The 17551-nt window shown below is 59.7% G+C and carries 16 protein-coding genes; 10 read left to right on the top strand and 6 right to left on the bottom strand.

Annotated elements, in window-relative coordinates:
* Window positions 1-706 precede the first annotated feature (706 nt).
* Window positions 707-1069 (top strand): DUF6124 family protein, encoded by a 363-nt coding sequence (locus tag JFT86_RS02125; protein WP_201235404.1) that lies wholly within the window; start codon window positions 707-709, stop codon window positions 1067-1069.
* Window positions 1070-1239: 170 nt separating this feature from the next.
* On the opposite strand, the gene JFT86_RS02120 is transcribed toward JFT86_RS02125, so the two are convergent.
* Window positions 1240-1956: an SIMPL domain-containing protein gene (locus JFT86_RS02120; protein WP_201235402.1), complete on the bottom strand. Its 717-nt coding sequence runs from the start codon at window positions 1954-1956 to the stop codon at window positions 1240-1242.
* Between the two features lie 438 nt (window positions 1957-2394).
* Between JFT86_RS02120 and JFT86_RS02115 the strand changes: the two genes are divergently transcribed.
* From JFT86_RS02115 to JFT86_RS02100, 4 genes are all read left to right on the top strand, one after another.
* A complete protein-coding gene (locus JFT86_RS02115; protein ID WP_201235396.1) occupies window positions 2395-3657 on the top strand; it encodes an ATP-binding protein in 1263 nt (420 codons plus the stop codon).
* Window positions 3650-4210: a response regulator transcription factor gene (locus tag JFT86_RS02110; protein WP_003221630.1), complete on the top strand. Its 561-nt coding sequence runs from the start codon at window positions 3650-3652 to the stop codon at window positions 4208-4210. Before JFT86_RS02115 ends, JFT86_RS02110 begins: the two co-directional genes overlap by 8 nt.
* Before the next feature lie 96 nt (window positions 4211-4306).
* Window positions 4307-6034, top strand: a complete 1728-nt coding sequence (locus tag JFT86_RS02105; protein ID WP_201235395.1) for an ABC transporter ATP-binding protein/permease — start codon at window positions 4307-4309, stop codon at window positions 6032-6034.
* Between the two features lie 189 nt (window positions 6035-6223).
* Entirely contained in the window at window positions 6224-6970 is a 747-nt protein-coding gene (locus JFT86_RS02100) for a FadR/GntR family transcriptional regulator (RefSeq protein WP_103303141.1), read from the top strand.
* A gap of 3 nt (window positions 6971-6973) precedes the next feature.
* On the opposite strand, the gene JFT86_RS02095 is transcribed toward JFT86_RS02100, so the two are convergent.
* The 3 genes from JFT86_RS02095 to JFT86_RS02085 all read right to left on the bottom strand — a co-directional run bounded on the left by JFT86_RS02095 (window position 6974) and on the right by JFT86_RS02085 (window position 9068).
* Entirely contained in the window at window positions 6974-7348 is a 375-nt protein-coding gene (locus JFT86_RS02095; RefSeq protein WP_201234119.1) for a hypothetical protein, read from the bottom strand.
* A 212-nt stretch (window positions 7349-7560) separates the two neighbouring features.
* Window positions 7561-7752, bottom strand: a complete 192-nt coding sequence (locus JFT86_RS02090; RefSeq protein WP_201234120.1) for a hypothetical protein — start codon at window positions 7750-7752, stop codon at window positions 7561-7563.
* An 11-nt stretch (window positions 7753-7763) separates the two neighbouring features.
* Window positions 7764-9068: a phospholipase gene (locus JFT86_RS02085; RefSeq protein ID WP_201234121.1), complete on the bottom strand. Its 1305-nt coding sequence runs from the start codon at window positions 9066-9068 to the stop codon at window positions 7764-7766.
* A gap of 235 nt (window positions 9069-9303) precedes the next feature.
* Here JFT86_RS02085 and kdgD point away from each other — a divergent pair, with 235 nt between their 5' ends.
* The 5 genes from kdgD (at window position 9304) to JFT86_RS02060 (ending at window position 15951) form a co-directional block, all read left to right on the top strand.
* The gene (gene kdgD / locus JFT86_RS02080) at window positions 9304-10215 is read left to right on the top strand and encodes a 5-dehydro-4-deoxyglucarate dehydratase (protein WP_007981458.1); all 912 of its coding nucleotides are present in this window, start codon (window positions 9304-9306) and stop codon (window positions 10213-10215) included.
* 74 nt (window positions 10216-10289) lie between these two features.
* The gene (locus JFT86_RS02075; RefSeq protein WP_201235394.1) at window positions 10290-11735 is read left to right on the top strand and encodes an aldehyde dehydrogenase family protein; all 1446 of its coding nucleotides are present in this window, start codon (window positions 10290-10292) and stop codon (window positions 11733-11735) included.
* A gap of 166 nt (window positions 11736-11901) precedes the next feature.
* Window positions 11902-13266 carry an MFS transporter gene (locus JFT86_RS02070; RefSeq protein ID WP_201235393.1) on the top strand — a complete coding sequence of 455 codons (1365 nt, stop codon included), beginning with the start codon at window positions 11902-11904 and terminating at the stop codon, window positions 13264-13266.
* Window positions 13267-13277: 11 nt separating this feature from the next.
* Window positions 13278-14831 carry a galactarate dehydratase gene (gene garD, locus JFT86_RS02065; RefSeq protein WP_201235386.1) on the top strand — a complete coding sequence of 518 codons (1554 nt, stop codon included), beginning with the start codon at window positions 13278-13280 and terminating at the stop codon, window positions 14829-14831.
* Between the two features lie 178 nt (window positions 14832-15009).
* Window positions 15010-15951 carry an AEC family transporter gene (locus JFT86_RS02060; protein WP_201235384.1) on the top strand — a complete coding sequence of 314 codons (942 nt, stop codon included), beginning with the start codon at window positions 15010-15012 and terminating at the stop codon, window positions 15949-15951.
* Between the two features lie 118 nt (window positions 15952-16069).
* On the opposite strand, the gene JFT86_RS02055 is transcribed toward JFT86_RS02060, so the two are convergent.
* Together JFT86_RS02055 and JFT86_RS02050 are read right to left on the bottom strand one after the other, a co-directional pair.
* A complete protein-coding gene (locus JFT86_RS02055; RefSeq protein ID WP_016984177.1) occupies window positions 16070-16450 on the bottom strand; it encodes a carboxymuconolactone decarboxylase family protein in 381 nt (126 codons plus the stop codon).
* Window positions 16447-17508: a calcium/sodium antiporter gene (locus tag JFT86_RS02050; RefSeq protein ID WP_201238541.1), complete on the bottom strand. Its 1062-nt coding sequence runs from the start codon at window positions 17506-17508 to the stop codon at window positions 16447-16449. The genes JFT86_RS02055 and JFT86_RS02050 overlap by 4 nt, the downstream gene beginning before the upstream one ends.
* Between the last annotated feature and the right edge of the window lie 43 nt (window positions 17509-17551).

The following is a 17551-nucleotide window of genomic DNA, read 5'->3' as shown; positions in this document are numbered from 1 at the left end:
GGGGCATCGCTTACGGTTTGCTGCGCTGCACCTCCTCTCGATGTGTTCGACTTCGTCGAACGGTCGCTGCGCTCCCACCCCCGGATGAATCCCTCCACTCAGCCTTCCGATGTCGCCCGTGGATCAAGATCAAAAGCAGGCGAGCTGCCACTCGGCCTATTGAGTGGGGCGGCATGCGCCGCGTGCGGGGTGTACTTGTCGCCTCTGTAGGCGTTGCCGAAGGCTGCGATCTTTTGATCTTGCTGTTGCTTACCTGTGGGAGCTGGCTTGCCAGCGATGGCGGCCTGAAAGCCGACCAATCTCTTGCAGACTGCACGCGAACCAATTGTAGGAGTGAGCCTGCTCGCGAAGAGGCCCGCCCCGTCGCCCGATTATTTGAGCTGTTTAAATGTGTATCGAATTACCAGAACCTTCCCACAAGGTTTTCAGGTTGTCCGTCGGACGTGGGCTCTCTAGGCTTGGGACGTCGCTGAATGTTCAGCGATCGGGTGTGAGAACCCGGTGTAAAAAACTACAGGCATAGCGTCAATATCAGCATAATTGCCGGCAGCTTATTCGCTGTCTGTAATTGCGTTATGGCGGCTGTGTGCGGGCAGACTTCGGTCTGGCCGGGTGCCTGTGTCCGGTTTTCTCACCCCGCACATTGCTGCCACCTTTCGTCGTGTGAGAAACGGCGGAGGGGTTGGCCTCACTACAGGTAACGAAAATGACTAAGCCAGTTCCAGATCCTCCCGAAGAAAAACCAACCCCTCTCGAAGAAGCCCTCCGCGACGAAGACCTCGCCCGAAACCGCGAAGCCATCAAGCGCGCCCTCGATTTCTATCTCTGTTCCCAGCCCACAAAGTCGCGCCAACCCAGCACGATGTTCATGGTCTGCCCCAATGTCGATACCGAAAGCCTGCTGGCCCACGCCTGTGAATCGCTGGCCTCGGCCAGTGCTGCGGCCAGCAACTTCGCCAATGAGCTGAGCGGTCTGCAGCGCAATACGGTGTTGGGGATTCAGCAGATAATCATGCTGGCTGAACTGGCGGTGAATCGGGCGTTGGATCGGGTTGATCCGCAGACTTGAGACCGCGTTATCGTTCATCGCGAGCAGGCTCACTCCTACATTTGGAATGCGTTACCCCTGTAGGAGTGAGCCTGCTCGCGATGGCGCCAGATGAGTCACCAAAAATCCCAGGCACAAAAAAACCGGCGATCATTCACTGATCGCCGGTTTTTCATTCAGCTCACATCAATTCACTGCATCAGCACTTCAATCGAGCCATCAGCCGTCATGCTGACCTGGCTCGTACCCGCTTCAACTTCAGGCGTCACCGGCGCGGAATCCATGGCCGCCGCTTTCATCATCATCGGCGCGCGCATGTACGGTTGTGGATAACCGTTGCTGTTGAGGTTCAGGTTGACGATTTTGTAACCCTTGCCGCCCAGTGCGTCGGTGGCCAGTTGCGCGCGGGCCTTGAAGGCGGTGACGGCTTCTTTCAGCAGCTTGTCTTCGCTGGCCTTGCGGGTCGGGTCGGCGATGGCGAAGTCCATGCCGCCCATTTTCAGGTCGGTCAGCAGTTCGCCGGTGAGTTTGGACAGGGCGGCGAAGTCGGGGCTTTCCAGACGCAGTTCGGCGCGTTCGCGCCAGCCGGTGATTTTCTGGCCCTTGGTGTCGTAGATCGGGTAGCTGTTGCGGCTGCCCTGGCGCAGGGTGATGTCTTTGACTTGCTTGGCCTGGGCCAGTGCCTTGTTCATCGTGGTGCTGACGTCGGCGGCGAGTTTGGCAGGGTCAGTGTTTTGCTCTTCGGTGTAGAGGGTCACGATCATCAGGTCGCGGGCCACTTCCGTGCTGACTTCGGCGCGCAGGGAAATCTGGTTGTAGTGCAGCTCATCGGCGGCCAGGGCCGGAAGGCTGGCGACGCTGCCGACGGTCAGGGCGAGAAGGGCGGCGCTGCGGCGAAATGTGTGCATGAAGGCTCCTTGATGAGGGCGCAGGTGTTGGTTGGGGGCCTGCGTGAAACCATCAGACTCTAGCTTTTATGATCCGGTTCGCCCAGTTACAACTTCTATACAGATACCCCGGCTCACCGCTGACCCCAAGTCGAGAAAGTTTTTGTGGCGAGGGGATTTAGCGAAACGTCGCACCGCCCCGATCGGCTGCGCAGCAGTCGCAAATCCGGCTGACGCGGTATGTCTGGTTAAATGAGGTCGCATGATTTGGGGCGGCTTCGCCACCCATCGGGGATAAATCCCCTCGCCACAATCGGACTCAACTCATTGAGAAGTTGGGGGCGGCGTAGACGATTTTGCTGTCTGCGCCATGTGGTCGTTTGCCGCACTTTCGCCTCTCGAGGGCGTGGCTTGGTTATACTCCGTGCGATCCGCCTGGAGCGCTCATCAGGAGAGCTCATGCTCGCCCCCGTACAACTGACTTCCGCCACTCGCCAGAACCTCTGGCGGCTGACTTTCATCCGCACTTTGGTGCTCGCCGCGCAGGCCGGTTCCGTTGGCCTGGCCTATTGGCTGCAACTGTTGCCGTTGCCATGGGTGCAACTAGCGATGACCCTCGGCTGTTCGACGCTGCTGTGCGTGTTCACCGCCGTGCGTTTGCGCACGTCGTGGCCGGTGACTGAACTCGAATACGCGCTGCAACTGGCGTGTGATCTGGTGATTCACAGCGCACTGCTGTATTTCTCCGGCGGCTCGACCAATCCGTTCGTTTCCTATTATCTGGTGCCGCTGACCATCGCCGCGGTGACGCTGCCGTGGCGCTATTCGGTGATTCTGTCCGGCATCGCGCTGGCGCTGTACACCGTGATGCTGACGCGTTTCTATCCACTGGAGACCCTGCCGGTCGCTCGCGAAAACCTGCAGATCTATGGCATGTGGCTGAGCTTCGCGCTGGCCGCAGCGGTGATCACCTTCTTCGCTGCACGCATGGCCGAAGAGCTGCGCCGTCAGGAAGAATTACGCGCGATTCGCCGCGAAGAAGGCCTGCGCGATCAGCAGTTGCTCGCGGTCGCCACGCAAGCGGCCGGTGCCGCGCATGAACTGGGTACGCCACTGGCGACCATGAGTGTGCTGCTCAAGGAGATGCAGCAGGATCATCACGATCCGATGTTGCAGGACGATCTGAAGGTGCTGCAGGATCAGGTCAAACTCTGCAAAGAGACCTTGCAGCAACTGGTGCGCGCCGCCGAGGCCAATCGTCGTCTGGCGGTCGAGATGCAGGATGTCACCCAATGGCTCGACGAAGCGCTGAATCGCTGGCACTTGATGCGCCCGGAAGCCAGTTATCGTTTCCATCGTCTCGGCCAGGGCACCGTGCCGCGCATGGCGCCGCCGCCGGATTTGACTCAGGCGCTGTTGAATCTGCTCAACAACGCCGCCGACGCCTGCCCGGAAAACCTCAAGGTGACGCTGGACTGGGACGCGGAAACCGTGACCATCAGCATTCGCGATCACGGTGCCGGTGTGCCGCTGGCCATCGCCGAACAGATCGGCAAACCGTTTTTTACCACCAAGGGCAAAGGTTTCGGCCTGGGCCTGTTTTTGAGCAAGGCCAGCGTGACACGCGCCGGCGGCTCAGTGAAACTCTATAGTCATGAAGAAGGCGGCACGCTCACCGAGCTGCGCCTGCCTCACGGCGCCCGAGGAGACCAACATGAGTGACGAAATCCAAGTCGAAGGCGAAGAACTGCCGCATTTGCTGCTGGTCGACGACGACGCAACGTTCACCCGAGTCATGGCCCGTGCCATGGCTCGCCGTGGCTTTCGCGTCAGCACCGCCGGTTCCGCCGAGGAAGGCCTGACCATCGCCCAGGCCGATCTGCCTGATTACGCAGCGCTGGACCTGAAAATGGACGGCGACTCCGGTCTGGTACTGCTGCCGAAGTTGCTGGAGCTGGACCCGGAAATGCGCGTGGTAATCCTCACCGGTTATTCGAGCATTGCCACGGCGGTCGAGGCGATCAAGCGCGGCGCCTGCAACTACCTGTGCAAACCGGCCGATGCCGACGACGTGCTGGCCGCGCTGCTTTCCGAGCACGCCGACCTCGACAGTCTGGTGCCGGAAAACCCGATGTCGGTCGACCGCCTGCAGTGGGAACACATTCAGCGCGTGCTCACCGAACACGAAGGCAACATCTCCGCCACTGCCCGCGCCCTGGGCATGCACCGTCGCACTCTGCAGCGCAAACTGCAGAAGCGCCCGGTTCGTCGCTGAACCTGCGCTGAACGACTATCGCCAGTCCTCGCGATAAAACGCACCGATCTACTATGATCGGTGCGTGTCTGTTCTTTTCTATATCGAGCCTTATCCATGAATCAGAACGCTGAATATTCCGCGGTCAACGATGCTGTGCGCGGGCAGTTTTTTCGCAAGGTGTGGGCGATCATCACGCCCTATTGGCGCAGTGAAGAGAAGGGCAAGGCCTGGACGTTACTGATTGCGGTGATCGCGCTCTCGCTGCTCAGCGTGGGCATCTCGGTGTGGTTCAACACCTGGTACAAGGATTTCTACAACGCCCTGCAAAAGAAGGACGAAGCGGCATTCTGGCGCTTGATTCTGTATTTTTGCGGCATTGCGGCCGTGGCGATTATCGGTGCGGTGTATCGGCTCTATCTGACGCAGATGCTGACGATTCGCTGGCGGGCATGGCTTACCGAAAAGCATTTTTCCCGTTGGCTTGCCGACAAGAATTACTACCAGCTGGAGCAGGGTGGTTACACCGATAACCCGGACCAGCGGATTTCCGAAGACCTTAACAACTTCACCTCCAACACCCTTGAACTGGGCATCGGGTTGCTGCGCAATATTGTCAGCCTGGTGTCTTTCTCGATCATTTTGTGGGGCGTGTCGGGCAGCATCGAAGTCTATGGCATCACCATTCCCGGCTACATGTTCTGGTGCGTGCTGGTGTACGCCGTGGTGGGTAGCTGGCTGACACATTTGATCGGTCGTCGTTTGATCGGTCTGAACAACCAACAACAACGCTTCGAAGCCGACCTGCGTTTTTCCATGGTGCGGATTCGCGAGAATGCCGAAAGCATTGCCTTGTACAACGGCGAGCCGAACGAGAATCGTCGCTTGAGCGCTCGCTTCGGGAATGTCTGGCACAATTTCTGGGACATCATGAAAGTGTCCAAGCGCCTGACCTTCTTCACCGCCGGTTACAGCCAGGCAGCCATCATTTTCCCGTTCATCGTTGCTTCGCCGCGATACCTCGCCGGCAAGATCGAGCTGGGTGAGCTGATGCAGATCAGCTCGGCATTCGGCAACGTCCAAGAGAGTTTCAGCTGGTTTATCAGTGCGTACCAGAGCCTCGCGTCCTGGCGCGCCACTTGTGATCGTCTGCTGAGTTTCCGTCAGGCCATGACCGACAACGAAGAGCGTACGCCGGCCATCGACGTGAAAAATCAGGGCAGTGAATTGAAGGTGCACAACCTGGGACTGGATCTGGCCGACGGTCGTCATCTGCTGACCAACGCCGACATGACCGTCGAGCCGGGCGAGCGGGTCATGCTCAGCGGCCGTTCCGGCAGCGGCAAGTCGACGTTACTGCGGGCGATGGGGCATTTGTGGCCGGCGGGGCACGGCAATATTCGCTTGCCGGCGGCACGTTATCTGTTCCTGCCGCAGAAACCCTATCTGCCGATCGGTACCTTGCGTGAGGCGTTGAGTTATCCACAACCGGGCGACACCTACGCGCCGGAACGTTATGCACAAGTGCTGGAAACCTGCCGCTTGCCGCATCTGGTCGCGCGACTGGACGAGGCCAATCACTGGCAACGCATGCTCTCTCCGGGCGAACAACAACGTTTGGCTTTTGCCCGCGCAATGCTTTACGCGCCGCAATGGCTGTACATGGACGAAGCGACGTCGGCGATGGACGAGGAAGACGAAGCGACGCTGTATCAGGCACTGATCGATCAGTTGCCGGGGTTGAGTATTGTCAGCGTCGGTCATCGCAGCAGCCTCAAGCGTTTCCACCCACGGCATGTGCGGATCGACAGTGGCCACCTGGTTGAACAGACCGTAACTGCCTGATCGCCGCTAACCCCTGTAGGAGTGAGCCTGCTCGCGATAGCGCTCTGTCAGTCACATTGATGCTGAATGTGCTGACGTCATCGCGAGCAGGCTCACTCCTACATGAAGCGATGTGAGCCGATCAGTGATCGTACAACCCGCTTGCGCTATGATGCCCGCACGCCGAACTCTCGAGACAAAATGCACACCATGGAAAATCCGATCAACACCCCGCGGCTCCCCCGCAAGCGCCGCAGCCTGGCTCAGGAACTGGTCACGGTGCTGAGCGAGCAGATCCGTGATGGCCTGCTCAAGCGCGGCGACAAGCTGCCCACCGAGTCGGCGATCATGGAAGCCCATGGCGTCAGCCGCACGGTGGTGCGCGAGGCGATTTCCCGGTTGCAGGCCGCTGGCCAAGTAGAAACCCGCCACGGCATCGGCACTTTCGTGCTCGACACACCGAGCCCGAGTGGCTTTCGCATCGATCCGGCCACGGTGGTCACGCTGCGTGACGTGTTGGCGATTCTTGAACTACGTATCAGCCTTGAAGTGGAGTCCGCCGGTCTTGCCGCGCAACGCCGTAGCCCCGAGCAACTGGCGACCATGCGCGCCGCGCTCGATGCGTTGAACGACAGCGTTGCCCACGCCAGTGACGCCGTTGCCTCGGACTTCGCTTTCCACCTGGAAATCGCGCTGTCCACCGGCAACCGCTACTTCACCGACATCATGACCCACCTGGGCACCAGCATCATTCCGCGCACGCGGCTGAATTCGGCACGTCTGGCCCATGATGATCAGCAGCACTACATGAACCGACTGAGCCGCGAGCACGAAGAAATCTACGAGGCGATTGCCCGTCAGGATTCCGATGCGGCCCGCGCGGCCATGCGCCTGCATTTGACCAACAGCCGCGAAAGACTGCGCCAGGCCCATGAAGAGGCACAGGCGCAGGGCTGATCATCAACTTTCGATGGTGAGTCTCAGAGGTTCAGAATATGGGTCCATGCTGGACTCATCGACGAATTTGTAGCGCAGTTCGATCTCCTGATGCAGGTACGTTTCGAGTGCGTCCCTGGGGATGCGCAACTCGATGCCATTGAGTTTCAAAGCGTCTTCACTGACGTCGTGCCAAATGCCGGTCGCTTGTTGCCGGCCCTCCCAGTCGGGCTCTTCGGGGTCAGCCCCAAGTATCGGATACACCTCCCAGTTCGCTGGAATGTCGGTTGAGTCCGGCACCTGAATGATCAGGTCGTCGCTCAGCAGGGACATGTTCACGGTGGCCGTTTCTGGCGAATGCGGCAGACATTGCGGGAGTGTTGGCGAGGCAAAAATCATGAGGGGGTCGCTCTCCGTGCGAAGTGGGCCGTGATCCATTCACGGCGGTGCTTCACAGTAAAAGCCTTTCGCAAAGCGTGTTTTAAACCGTTCATTTCCAGCCATTTCAAAGCCCCCTGTAGGAGTTGCCGCAGGCTGCGATCTTTTGACTTTGTTTTTAAAAGCAAGATCAACAGATCGCAGCCTGCGGCAGCTCCTACAGGAGGGGGGTGTCAGTGTGGCGGCAGGATTGAGCGATCGACCCTTACGGCGAGGGGGCCGGCGGCGGGTTTGGCATCAAAGACTGCGTAGCCTTGGGCATCCACGGTTGCACGGGCAATCGACTGGCCTTTGAGCAACAGTTCCAGCGGCGCACCCTTCAGCGATTGGCCCGAGGCCAGTTCGAGTTTCAATTTGATCGTCATTGCATCTCTCCTTAATTGACGTTGCCGGTCGGGTGGTAGTCCTTGAGCAGCAGGTAAGTGCTCCAGCCCCACCAGTCGTCGACGGTGGCGCTGTCGTTGAGGTTGTTGACGTCCTTGCGGCGCAGCACCTTGCTGCCCTCGGTGCGGAACAGTGGTGAAAAGTTGTTCGCCGGATTCAACACCGCCGTCAGGTCCGGCAGGCGTTGCAGTGCGGTGAACGCCGAAGGCGCGGGCAGGTTGCCGCTGAGGTAGGCGGCGAATACCTCGTCGGCGGAGGTCTGTACCGCTTGATTGACTTGAGTGCGGTTGTCGGCGTCGGTCGCGTCGAAGTAGCGTTTGTCGCCATAGGCCCGCCATTGATCGCCATGCCCGTTGCGCACCTTGAGACCGAACTTGCTGTCCTCGTCGTGCATGAACCGGGTGATCAGCGAGCCCAGATCACTCGGGGTCACCACCGCAGCGAGTTCCTTGCGCGGCACCCGCAAGTGGCCGGAGGAAAACAGGTCGGTGAGGAAGTGGTCGGCAAACGCGTTCATGGCGTAGGCCCGTTCCAATTGTTGTTCATCGTGATTGGCGCGAGCAGCGATAGCCGTTTGCAGCGCTGCGGTGTGCCCGGCGATGTAGGCAAGCTTCGCCCATTCGCCAAAATGGTCGGCATTGTTGGCCGCCAGTTTCAGGTAACGCCCGAGCGGGAACAGCGCGGAGACGAAACTGCCGCCGCCGGTGATCTTGTTCCACTCTTCGGACAACGTATCTCCCAGCGCATCGTAGGCTTCGTGTGGTTGTTTGCCGTCCTTGATTGCCTGTTTAACCGCGTCGATCTCCTTTTGCATGACCGCGAGAATCTGTGTGGCTTCGGCACGCGCGGCAGGCAGTACCGCAAGGGAGTCGAAGGCTGCGTTGAAGCGTTGCAGGCGATCCACCGGGGTGGCGCCTTCGCTGACCGGGCGATCAGGAATGCCGTAGAAATCACCGCCCAGTGCCAGCACCTGGCCGTAAGTCAGCGACAGGCCATTGGGCAGATGCAATGGCACATTTTGCGCGAGCAGCGGTTGCGCATTTTCGACAAAGCGCAACAGCGTGTTATCGCCGATAGCCGTGTGCTCACCGCCCTCGAAGCGTGCTTGCGGCCTGCCTTTCAAGGCATTGCCGGGGAGGGCAGCGACCGGTTCGACATCGCTGTGAGCGTCGGCGATGTGCAGCACCAGATGCGCATTGTCGGCGCTGAATGCGATGCCGGTTTCAGTAAACAGAGCATCAAAACGGGCGATGACCGGTTTGGGTTTTTCCTGAGGTTTCGGGTGAAGTCCGGACATTTCTTTCTCCTTGATATGTCGTCGGTAGATTCTTATTTGGCTGTATGTATATACAGCTAAATCGAGCCTAGCCGAGAAATTTCCTACGTCAAGAAAGAATCTTGTCCGACAAAAAGTGCCTGTCAGCGATGAAATGCAGTTGACGGTTATCTTTTAAGTTGTACGATGACCTACAACTTCAGCGAGCGCTGAATGGTCTATTCACAAAAATATTGCTACTCAGGGTGTTCGAATAATGAATCCACAAGAACTGAAGTCCATCCTCTCTGCCGGCCTGCTGTCCTTCCCGGTGACCGATTTCAACGCGCAGGGCGATTTCAACCGCGCGGGCTACATCAAACGTCTGGAATGGCTGGCTCCGTATGGCGCTTCGGCTCTGTTCGCGGCGGGCGGCACCGGTGAATTTTTCTCCCTGGCAGCCAGCGAATATTCGGAAATCATCAAGACCGCGGTCGACACTTGCGCGACCAGCGTGCCGATTCTGGCCGGTGTCGGCGGTTCGACCCGTCAGGCCATCGAGTACGCTCAGGAAGCCGAGCGTCTGGGCGCCAAAGGCCTGTTGCTGCTGCCGCACTACCTGACCGAAGCGAGTCAGGACGGCGTTGCCGCTCACGTTGAAGCGGTGTGCAAATCGGTCAACATCGGCGTGGTCGTTTACAACCGCAACGTCTGCCGCCTGACCGCTCCGCTGCTGGAACGTCTGGCCGAGCGCTGCCCGAACCTGATCGGCTACAAGGATGGCCTGGGTGATATCGAGTTGATGGTGTCGATCCGTCGCCGCCTCGGTGATCGCTTCAGCTACCTGGGAGGCCTGCCGACCGCCGAAGTCTACGCCGCTGCCTACAAGGCGCTGGGCGTGCCGGTTTACTCCTCGGCGGTGTTCAACTTCATCCCGAAAACCGCGATGGATTTCTACCACGCCATTGCCCGTGAAGATCACGCCACCGTCGGCAAGATCATCGACGACTTCTTCCTGCCGTACCTGGACATTCGTAACCGCAAGGCCGGTTATGCCGTGAGCATCGTCAAGGCAGGCGCAAAAATCGCCGGCTATGACGCAGGTCCAGTGCGTGCACCGCTGACCGATCTGACGGGCGAAGAGTACGAAATGCTCGCTGCGCTGATCGACAAGCAAGGTGCGCAGTAACACCCGACAAAAGCGAGGCCGCTGAGCAATCAGCGGCTTTTTGCGTGAAGGCTTTTAGATTCGAGGGCAATCCCGTGGCAGATGCAAAACGTTTCGACAACTACATCAACGGCGAATGGGTCGCCGCTGCCGATTACTCGGCCAACATCAACCCGTCCGAACTGAGCGACACCATTGGCGATTACGCCAAGGCTGATCTGGCCCAAGTCAATGCGGCCATCGAGGCTGCCCGCGCGGCGTTCCCGGCCTGGTCGACCTCGGGCATTCAGGCCCGCCACGATTCGCTGGATAAAGTCGGTACGGAAATCCTCGCCCGTCGTGAAGAACTCGGCACTCTGCTGGCCCGGGAAGAGGGCAAGACCCTGCCTGAAGCCATCGGCGAAGTGACCCGCGCTGGCAATATCTTCAAATTCTTCGCCGGTGAATGCCTGCGACTGTCCGGCGACTACGTGCCGTCGGTGCGGCCAGGTGTCAACGTTGAAGTGACCCGCGAAGCGCTGGGCGTGGTCGGTCTGATCACCCCATGGAATTTTCCGATCGCGATTCCATCGTGGAAAATCGCCCCGGCCCTGGCCTACGGCAACTGTGTGGTGCTCAAACCGGCGGATCTGGTGCCGGGCTGTGCCTGGGCGCTGGCCGAAATCATCTCCCGCGCAGGCTTCCCGGCCGGCGTGTTCAACCTGGTGATGGGCAGCGGTCGCGTGGTGGGTGAAGCGCTGGTCAACAGCCCGAAAGTCGATGGCATCAGCTTCACCGGTTCTGTCGGCGTGGGCCGGCAGATCGCGGTCAACTGCGTTTCGCGCCAGGCCAAGGTGCAGTTGGAAATGGGCGGCAAGAACCCGCAGATCATTCTCGACGACGCCGACCTCAAACAAGCAGTCGAGCTGTCGGTACAGAGCGCGTTCTACTCCACCGGCCAGCGTTGCACGGCGTCGAGCCGTTTGATCGTGACTGCCGGGATTCACGACAAGTTTGTCGAAGCCATGGCCGAACGCATGAAGTCGATCAAGGTCGGCCACGCGCTGAAATCCGGCACCGATATCGGCCCGGTGGTTTCGCAAGCTCAGCTTGAACAGGACATGAAGTACATCGACATCGGCCAGTCCGAAGGTGCGCGTCTGGTCAGCGGTGGCGGTCTGGTGACGTGCGATACCGAAGGCTACTTCCTCGCGCCAACTCTGTTTGCCGACAGCGAAGCATCGATGCGCATCAGCCGCGAAGAGATCTTCGGCCCGGTGGCCAACATCGTTCGTGTGGCGGATTACGACGCTGCGCTGGCGATGGCCAACGACACCGAGTTCGGTCTGTCGGCGGGTATTGCGACCACTTCGCTGAAGTACGCCAACCACTTCAAGCGCCACTCCCAGGCCGGGATGGTGATGGTCAACCTGCCGACGGCCGGCGTCGATTACCACGTTCCGTTCGGTGGCCGTAAGGGTTCATCCTATGGCTCACGTGAGCAAGGCCGCTATGCGCAAGAGTTCTACACCGTGGTGAAAACCGCCTACGTGGGCTCCTGATACACGCAATACCCCTGTAGGAGCTGCCGAAGGCTGCGATCTTTTGATCCTGTTTTTCAAGATCAAGATCAAAAGATCGCAGCCTTCGGCAGCTCCTACAGGGAATACAGGCAACACCAAAGAAGATTCACCCGCGCATAAAAATAATCAGTGGGAGTACATCTACATGCAATCCTCCAAGCCGACTCACGTCCGCTATTTGATCCTGCTCATGCTGTTTCTGGTGACCACGATCAACTATGCCGACCGCGCCACGATCGCCATTGCCGGCTCCAGCCTGCAAAAAGACCTCGGCATCGACGCGGTCACCCTCGGCTACATCTTCTCTGCATTCGGTTGGGCCTACGTCGCCGGGCAAATTCCCGGTGGCTGGCTCCTCGATCGTTTCGGCTCGAAAAAAGTCTATGCCCTGAGCATTTTCACCTGGTCGCTGTTCACCGTGCTGCAAGGCTTTGTCGGTGAATTCGGCATGTCCACGGCCATTGTGGCGCTGTTCATGCTGCGCTTTCTGGTGGGGCTGGCCGAAGCGCCATCGTTCCCCGGCAACGCACGCATTGTTGCCGCGTGGTTTCCAACGGCTGAGCGCGGCACCGCGTCGGCGATCTTCAACTCTGCGCAATACTTTGCCACCGTGTTGTTTGCACCGCTGATGGGCTGGATCGTTTACAGCTTTGGCTGGGAACATGTGTTCATCGTCATGGGCCTGTTCGGCATCGTCTTCTCGGGGATCTGGCTGAAGGTTATCCACAGCCCCCGCCAACACCCGATGGCCAACGAAGCGGAAGTGCAGTTCATTGCCGACAATGGCGGCATGGTCGACATGGACGTCAAGCAAGGCAAAAAAACCGACGGTCCGAAGTGGGATTACATTCGCCAGTTGCTGACCAATCGCATGATGCTCGGCGTGTATCTGGGTCAATACTGCATCAACGGCATTACTTATTTCTTCCTGACCTGGTTCCCGGTGTACCTGGTGCAAGAGCGTGGCATGACCATTCTCAAGGCCGGTTTCATTGCCTCGTTGCCGGCGATCTGCGGTTTCATCGGTGGCGTACTCGGCGGGGTGATTTCCGATTACCTGCTGCGTAAAGGCCACTCGCTGACCTTCGCCCGTAAAGCGCCGATCATCGCCGGCCTGCTGGTGTCCAGCAGCATCGTTGCCTGCAACTATGTCGATGTTGAATGGATGGTCGTTGGCTTCATGGCCCTGGCGTTTTTCGGCAAAGGCGTTGGTGCACTGGGCTGGGCGGTGGTCTCCGACACTTCGCCAAAACAGATCGCCGGTCTGAGCGGTGGCCTGTTCAACACCTTCGGTAACATCGCGTCGATCACTACGCCAATCGTGATCGGCTACATCATCAGCTCCACCGGTTCGTTCAAATGGGCGCTGGTGTTCGTCGGGGCCAACGCACTGGTCGCGGTGTTCAGCTATCTGGTGATCGTCGGCCCGATCAAACGTGTGGTACTCAAAGAGCCGCCAACCAATGGCGGTACTGAAGCCACCGGCAAATTGTCTCAAGCGCATTCCTGAGGAGCGGCGTCATGCAGTTGATTGAACATTCCGACTCGCCGCGCTACATCCGCCTGCACGAGCGGGACAACGTGGTGGTAGTGGTCAACGACCAAGGCGTACCGGCCGGTACCGAATTCGCCGACGGTCTGGTGACCGTGGATTTTGTCCCGCAGAGCCACAAGGTCACGCTTGAGGATATTCCCGAGGGCGGTCAGGTCATTCGCTACGGGCAAATCATTGGCTACGCGTTGCAGCGGATCCCCCGTGGCAGTTGGGTCAAGGAAGATCAACTGCGCATGCCCACCGCGCCGCCGCTGGACAGCTTGCCGCTGTCCACCGAGGTGCCGGACGCGCAAACACCGCTGGAAGGCTTCACCTTCGAGGGCTATCGCAACGCCGATGGCACCGTCGGCACGCGCAATATTCTTGGCATCACCACCACGGTGCAGTGCGTCACCGGCGTGCTCAATCACGCGGTGAAACGGATCAAGGACGAGCTGCTGCCGAAATACCCGCACGTCGATGACGTGGTGGCGTTGACCCACAGTTATGGCTGCGGCGTGGCGATCACTGCTACCGACGCCTACATCCCGATTCGCACCGTGCGCAATCTGGCGCGCAACCCGAACCTCGGTGGCGAAGCGCTGGTGATCAGTCTGGGTTGTGAGAAATTGCAGGCCGGGCAGGTGATGCACGAGGATGATGCGTCGGTCGATCTCAGCGATCCGTGGCTGTATCGTTTGCAGGATTCCAGCCACGGTTTCACCGAGATGATCGAGCAGATCATGCAACTGGCCGAAGTCCGCCTGAAGAAACTCGACCAGCGCCGCCGCGAAACCGTGCCGGCGTCCGAGCTGATCCTCGGCATGCAGTGCGGCGGCAGCGATGCGTTTTCCGGGATCACCGCCAACCCGGCGCTGGGCTACGCCTCGGACTTGTTGCTGCGTGCGGGGGCGACGGTGATGTTTTCCGAAGTCACCGAAGTGCGCGATGCGATTTACCTGCTGACGTCACGCGCCGAAACCAAAACCGTTGCCGAGGAGCTGGTGCGCGAGATGGACTGGTACGACCGTTATCTGGCCAAAGGAGAAGCGGATCGCAGCGCCAATACCACGCCGGGAAACAAGAAGGGCGGGTTGTCGAACATTGTCGAGAAGTCGCTGGGCTCGATCGTCAAATCCGGTAGCAGCGCGATCAATGGCGTACTCGGCCCGGGCGAACGCTTCAAGCAGAAGGGCCTGATTTTCTGCGCGACCCCGGCCAGTGATTTTGTCTGCGGGACATTGCAGTTGGCGGCGGGGATGAACCTGCATGTGTTCACCACCGGGCGTGGCACGCCGTATGGGTTGGCCATGGCGCCGGTCGTGAAAGTGTCGACCCGTACCGAACTGGCGCAGCGCTGGCCGGATCTGATCGATATCGATGCCGGACGGATTGCCACTGGGCGGGCGACCATCGAGGAACTGGGTTGGGAGTTGTTTCACTACTATCTGGATGTTGCCAGCGGCAAACAGCAGACGTGGGCGGAGAAGCACAAGCTGCATAACGACATCACACTGTTTAATCCGGCGCCGATTACTTGAGACCGCGTTACCGTTCTTCGCGAGCAGGCTCGCTCCCACATTCGACCGCGTTCTGTCTGTGCGAATGCGATCAAATGTGGGAGCGAGCCTGCTCGCGAAGGCGATCCGACAGGCGCCGAAGGATCGAGTGGCTTATCATTAGCCCCCTAACGACGCTCACCTCCAAGGCTCTCCCGGCATGCTGGCAATTTTCCTCGAAACCCTGAACATCACCGCGCCGGTGTTTGCCATGTTGTTTCTTGGTGTGCTGCTCAAGCGCATCGACTGGATCAACGACAACTTCATCCACACGGCCTCGTCGCTGGTGTTCAACGTCACCATGCCGGCGCTGCTGTTCCTCGGGATCCTCCACGCAGACTTGCACGCCGCGCTGCAACCGGCGCTGCTGATCTACTTCGCCGTCGCCACGCTGGTGAGTTTCGCCGTGGCCTGGGGCTGGGCGATTTTCCGCTGTCCGCGTGAAGATCGCGGCATCTACACCCAAGGCGCATTTCGCGGCAACAACGGGGTTATTGGCCTGGCACTGGCCGCGAGCATGTACGGCGACTACGGGATTTCCCTCGGGGCGATCCTCGCGGCGCTGGTCATCCTGTTTTACAACACGCTGTCGACCATTGTGCTGGCGGTGTACAGCCCGGTGATCAAGTCCGATCCGTGGAGCATCTGCAAGAGCGTTTTCAGTAATCCGCTGATCATCAGCGTGATCGCGGCGGCGCCGTTTGCCTACTTCAAGATCAGCCTGCCGGGGTGGCTGGAAACTTCCGGGCAATATCTGGCGCAAACCACATTGCCGCTGGCATTGATCTGCATCGGCGGCACGTTGTCACTGGCGGCGTTGCGCAAGAGCGGCAACATGGCGCTCAGTTCCAGCCTGGTGAAGATGATCGGCCTGCCGGTGCTGGCAACGTTGGGCGCGTGGCTCTGGGGCTTTCGCGGGGCGGAGTTGGGGATTCTCTTTTTGTACTTCGGCAGCCCGACGGCGGCGGCCAGTTTTGTCATGGCCCGGGCGGCGCAGGGCAATCATGAACTGGCAGCGGCAATCATTGTGATCACCACGTTGATGGCGGCGATTACCACCAATGTCGGGATTTTCTTTTTGCAGTGGGGTGGGTGGATCTGACAGTGAGGTCTGTGATGAATGGACCGGCCTCATCGCGAGCAGGCTCACTCCTACATTTGGAATGCGTTGCCCTTGTAGGAGTGAGCCTGCTCGCGATAGCTATTTCAGCCTCTCTGAATTACTCGGGTTTCTGGTACGTGTCGATCACTTCCTGCGCCGCCCGAAACGCATCAATCGCCGCCGGCACGCCGGCATACACCGCGCAATGCAGCAACGCTTCGCGAATCTCGTCCACCGTGCAACCGTTATTCAGCGCACCGCGCACGTGGCCCTTCAGTTCCTGCGGGCACTTCAACGCTGTCAGTGCAGCGAGGGTGATCAGGCTGCGGGTTTTCAGCGGCAGGCCTTCGCGATTCCACACGCCGCCCCAGGCGTGCTCATTGACGAAATCCTGCAGCGGCTGGGTGAACTCGGTGGCGTTGCCCAATGCGCGATCAACAAACGCATCGCCCATTACCTGGCGGCGGACTTCAACCCCGGACTTCTTCGATTCGGTCATGGCATATCCCTCTTGTGGTGCTGGCGGCGCCAGGCGCGTATCGACGTGAACAACAGAAACGTCAGCAGCGTCGGCAAAACGTAAAACAGCATCAAGCGCTCAAGCTTGCCGGCCAGCGGCATGCCGGTGGTGAACGACACCACATGCAGGCCGTACGCGAGATACAAGCCGAGCAGCAGCAAACCTTCGGCGCGGGTCACCCGGTAACCCGAATAGAACACCGGCAGGCACAGCGCGGCGACGCCGAGCATCACCGGCAGGTCGAAATCCAGCGCATTGGGCGATACCGACAAAGGCGTCGGCGCGATCAGCGCGGTGATGCCCAGCACCCCGAGCAGGTTGAACAGGTTGGCACCAATCACGTTGCCCACGGCGATGTCCCGCTGCCCACGCAGCGCGGCGATCAGCGACGTGGCCAACTCCGGCAGCGAGGTGCCGACGGCGACCACGGTCAGGCCGATGACGCGTTCCGACAACCCGAGGTCGGTGGCCACGGTCACCGCCGCGCCCAACAGCAAGTGGCCTGCGAATATCAGCATGCCGAGCCCGGCGATGATCGTCAGCAGGCTGGTCAGCCAAGGGGCCGGAGGATCTTGCGACTGTTCGGAGTGCGGCCGGGTCGAGTGCCGCGACTGGCGAAACAACAGGCCGAGGTAGAGCAGCAGGGCGGCCAGCAACAGGACACCGTCGAAGCGCCCGAGCTCTTCGTTCCAGGCCAGTACGAACACCAACAGGCTGGCGCCTATCATCAGCGGAATATCGAGGCGTACCAGTTGCCGCGACACGCGCAAAGGAATGATCAGCGCCGACAGGCCAAGCGTCACGAGGATATTGAAGATGCTGCTGCCGATCACGCTGCCGACGGCGATGTCCGGTGTGTGCGCGTGTGCGGCTTGCAGGCTGACGGCCATTTGCGGCGCACTGCTGCCAAACGCGACGATGGTCAGACCGATGATCAATGGCCGCACATGCAAACGCGCGGCGAGGCGCACCGCCGCACGAACCATCAGTTCGGCGCCCGCAATCAGCAAGAGCAGACCGCCGAGCAACTCGATCAGGTTGATCAGCGGTATATCGGCTAAGGCGAAAATGGTCGGTGCT

Origin of the sequence: Pseudomonas sp. TH06 (genome assembly GCF_016651305.1) — a bacterium.
GTDB lineage: Bacteria > Pseudomonadota > Gammaproteobacteria > Pseudomonadales > Pseudomonadaceae > Aquipseudomonas.
The sequence above is the reverse complement of the archived record's forward strand: the minus strand, read 5'-3'. Positions and strand labels throughout refer to the sequence as shown.

Coding starts and splice junctions, on each gene's coding strand:
- JFT86_RS02125 (WP_201235404.1), top strand. CDS start 707: ATGACTAAGCCAGTTCCAGATCCTCCCGAAGAAAAACCAACCCCTCTC.
- JFT86_RS02120 (WP_201235402.1), bottom strand. CDS start 1,956: ATGCACACATTTCGCCGCAGCGCCGCCCTTCTCGCCCTGACCGTCGGC.
- JFT86_RS02115 (WP_201235396.1), top strand. CDS start 2,395: ATGCTCGCCCCCGTACAACTGACTTCCGCCACTCGCCAGAACCTCTGG.
- JFT86_RS02110 (WP_003221630.1), top strand. CDS start 3,650: ATGAGTGACGAAATCCAAGTCGAAGGCGAAGAACTGCCGCATTTGCTG.
- JFT86_RS02105 (WP_201235395.1), top strand. CDS start 4,307: ATGAATCAGAACGCTGAATATTCCGCGGTCAACGATGCTGTGCGCGGG.
- JFT86_RS02100 (WP_103303141.1), top strand. CDS start 6,224: ATGGAAAATCCGATCAACACCCCGCGGCTCCCCCGCAAGCGCCGCAGC.
- JFT86_RS02095 (WP_201234119.1), bottom strand. CDS start 7,348: ATGATTTTTGCCTCGCCAACACTCCCGCAATGTCTGCCGCATTCGCCA.
- JFT86_RS02090 (WP_201234120.1), bottom strand. CDS start 7,752: ATGACGATCAAATTGAAACTCGAACTGGCCTCGGGCCAATCGCTGAAG.
- JFT86_RS02085 (WP_201234121.1), bottom strand. CDS start 9,068: ATGTCCGGACTTCACCCGAAACCTCAGGAAAAACCCAAACCGGTCATC.
- kdgD (WP_007981458.1), top strand. CDS start 9,304: ATGAATCCACAAGAACTGAAGTCCATCCTCTCTGCCGGCCTGCTGTCC.
- JFT86_RS02070 (WP_201235393.1), top strand. CDS start 11,902: ATGCAATCCTCCAAGCCGACTCACGTCCGCTATTTGATCCTGCTCATG.
- garD (WP_201235386.1), top strand. CDS start 13,278: ATGCAGTTGATTGAACATTCCGACTCGCCGCGCTACATCCGCCTGCAC.
- JFT86_RS02060 (WP_201235384.1), top strand. CDS start 15,010: ATGCTGGCAATTTTCCTCGAAACCCTGAACATCACCGCGCCGGTGTTT.
- JFT86_RS02055 (WP_016984177.1), bottom strand. CDS start 16,450: ATGACCGAATCGAAGAAGTCCGGGGTTGAAGTCCGCCGCCAGGTAATG.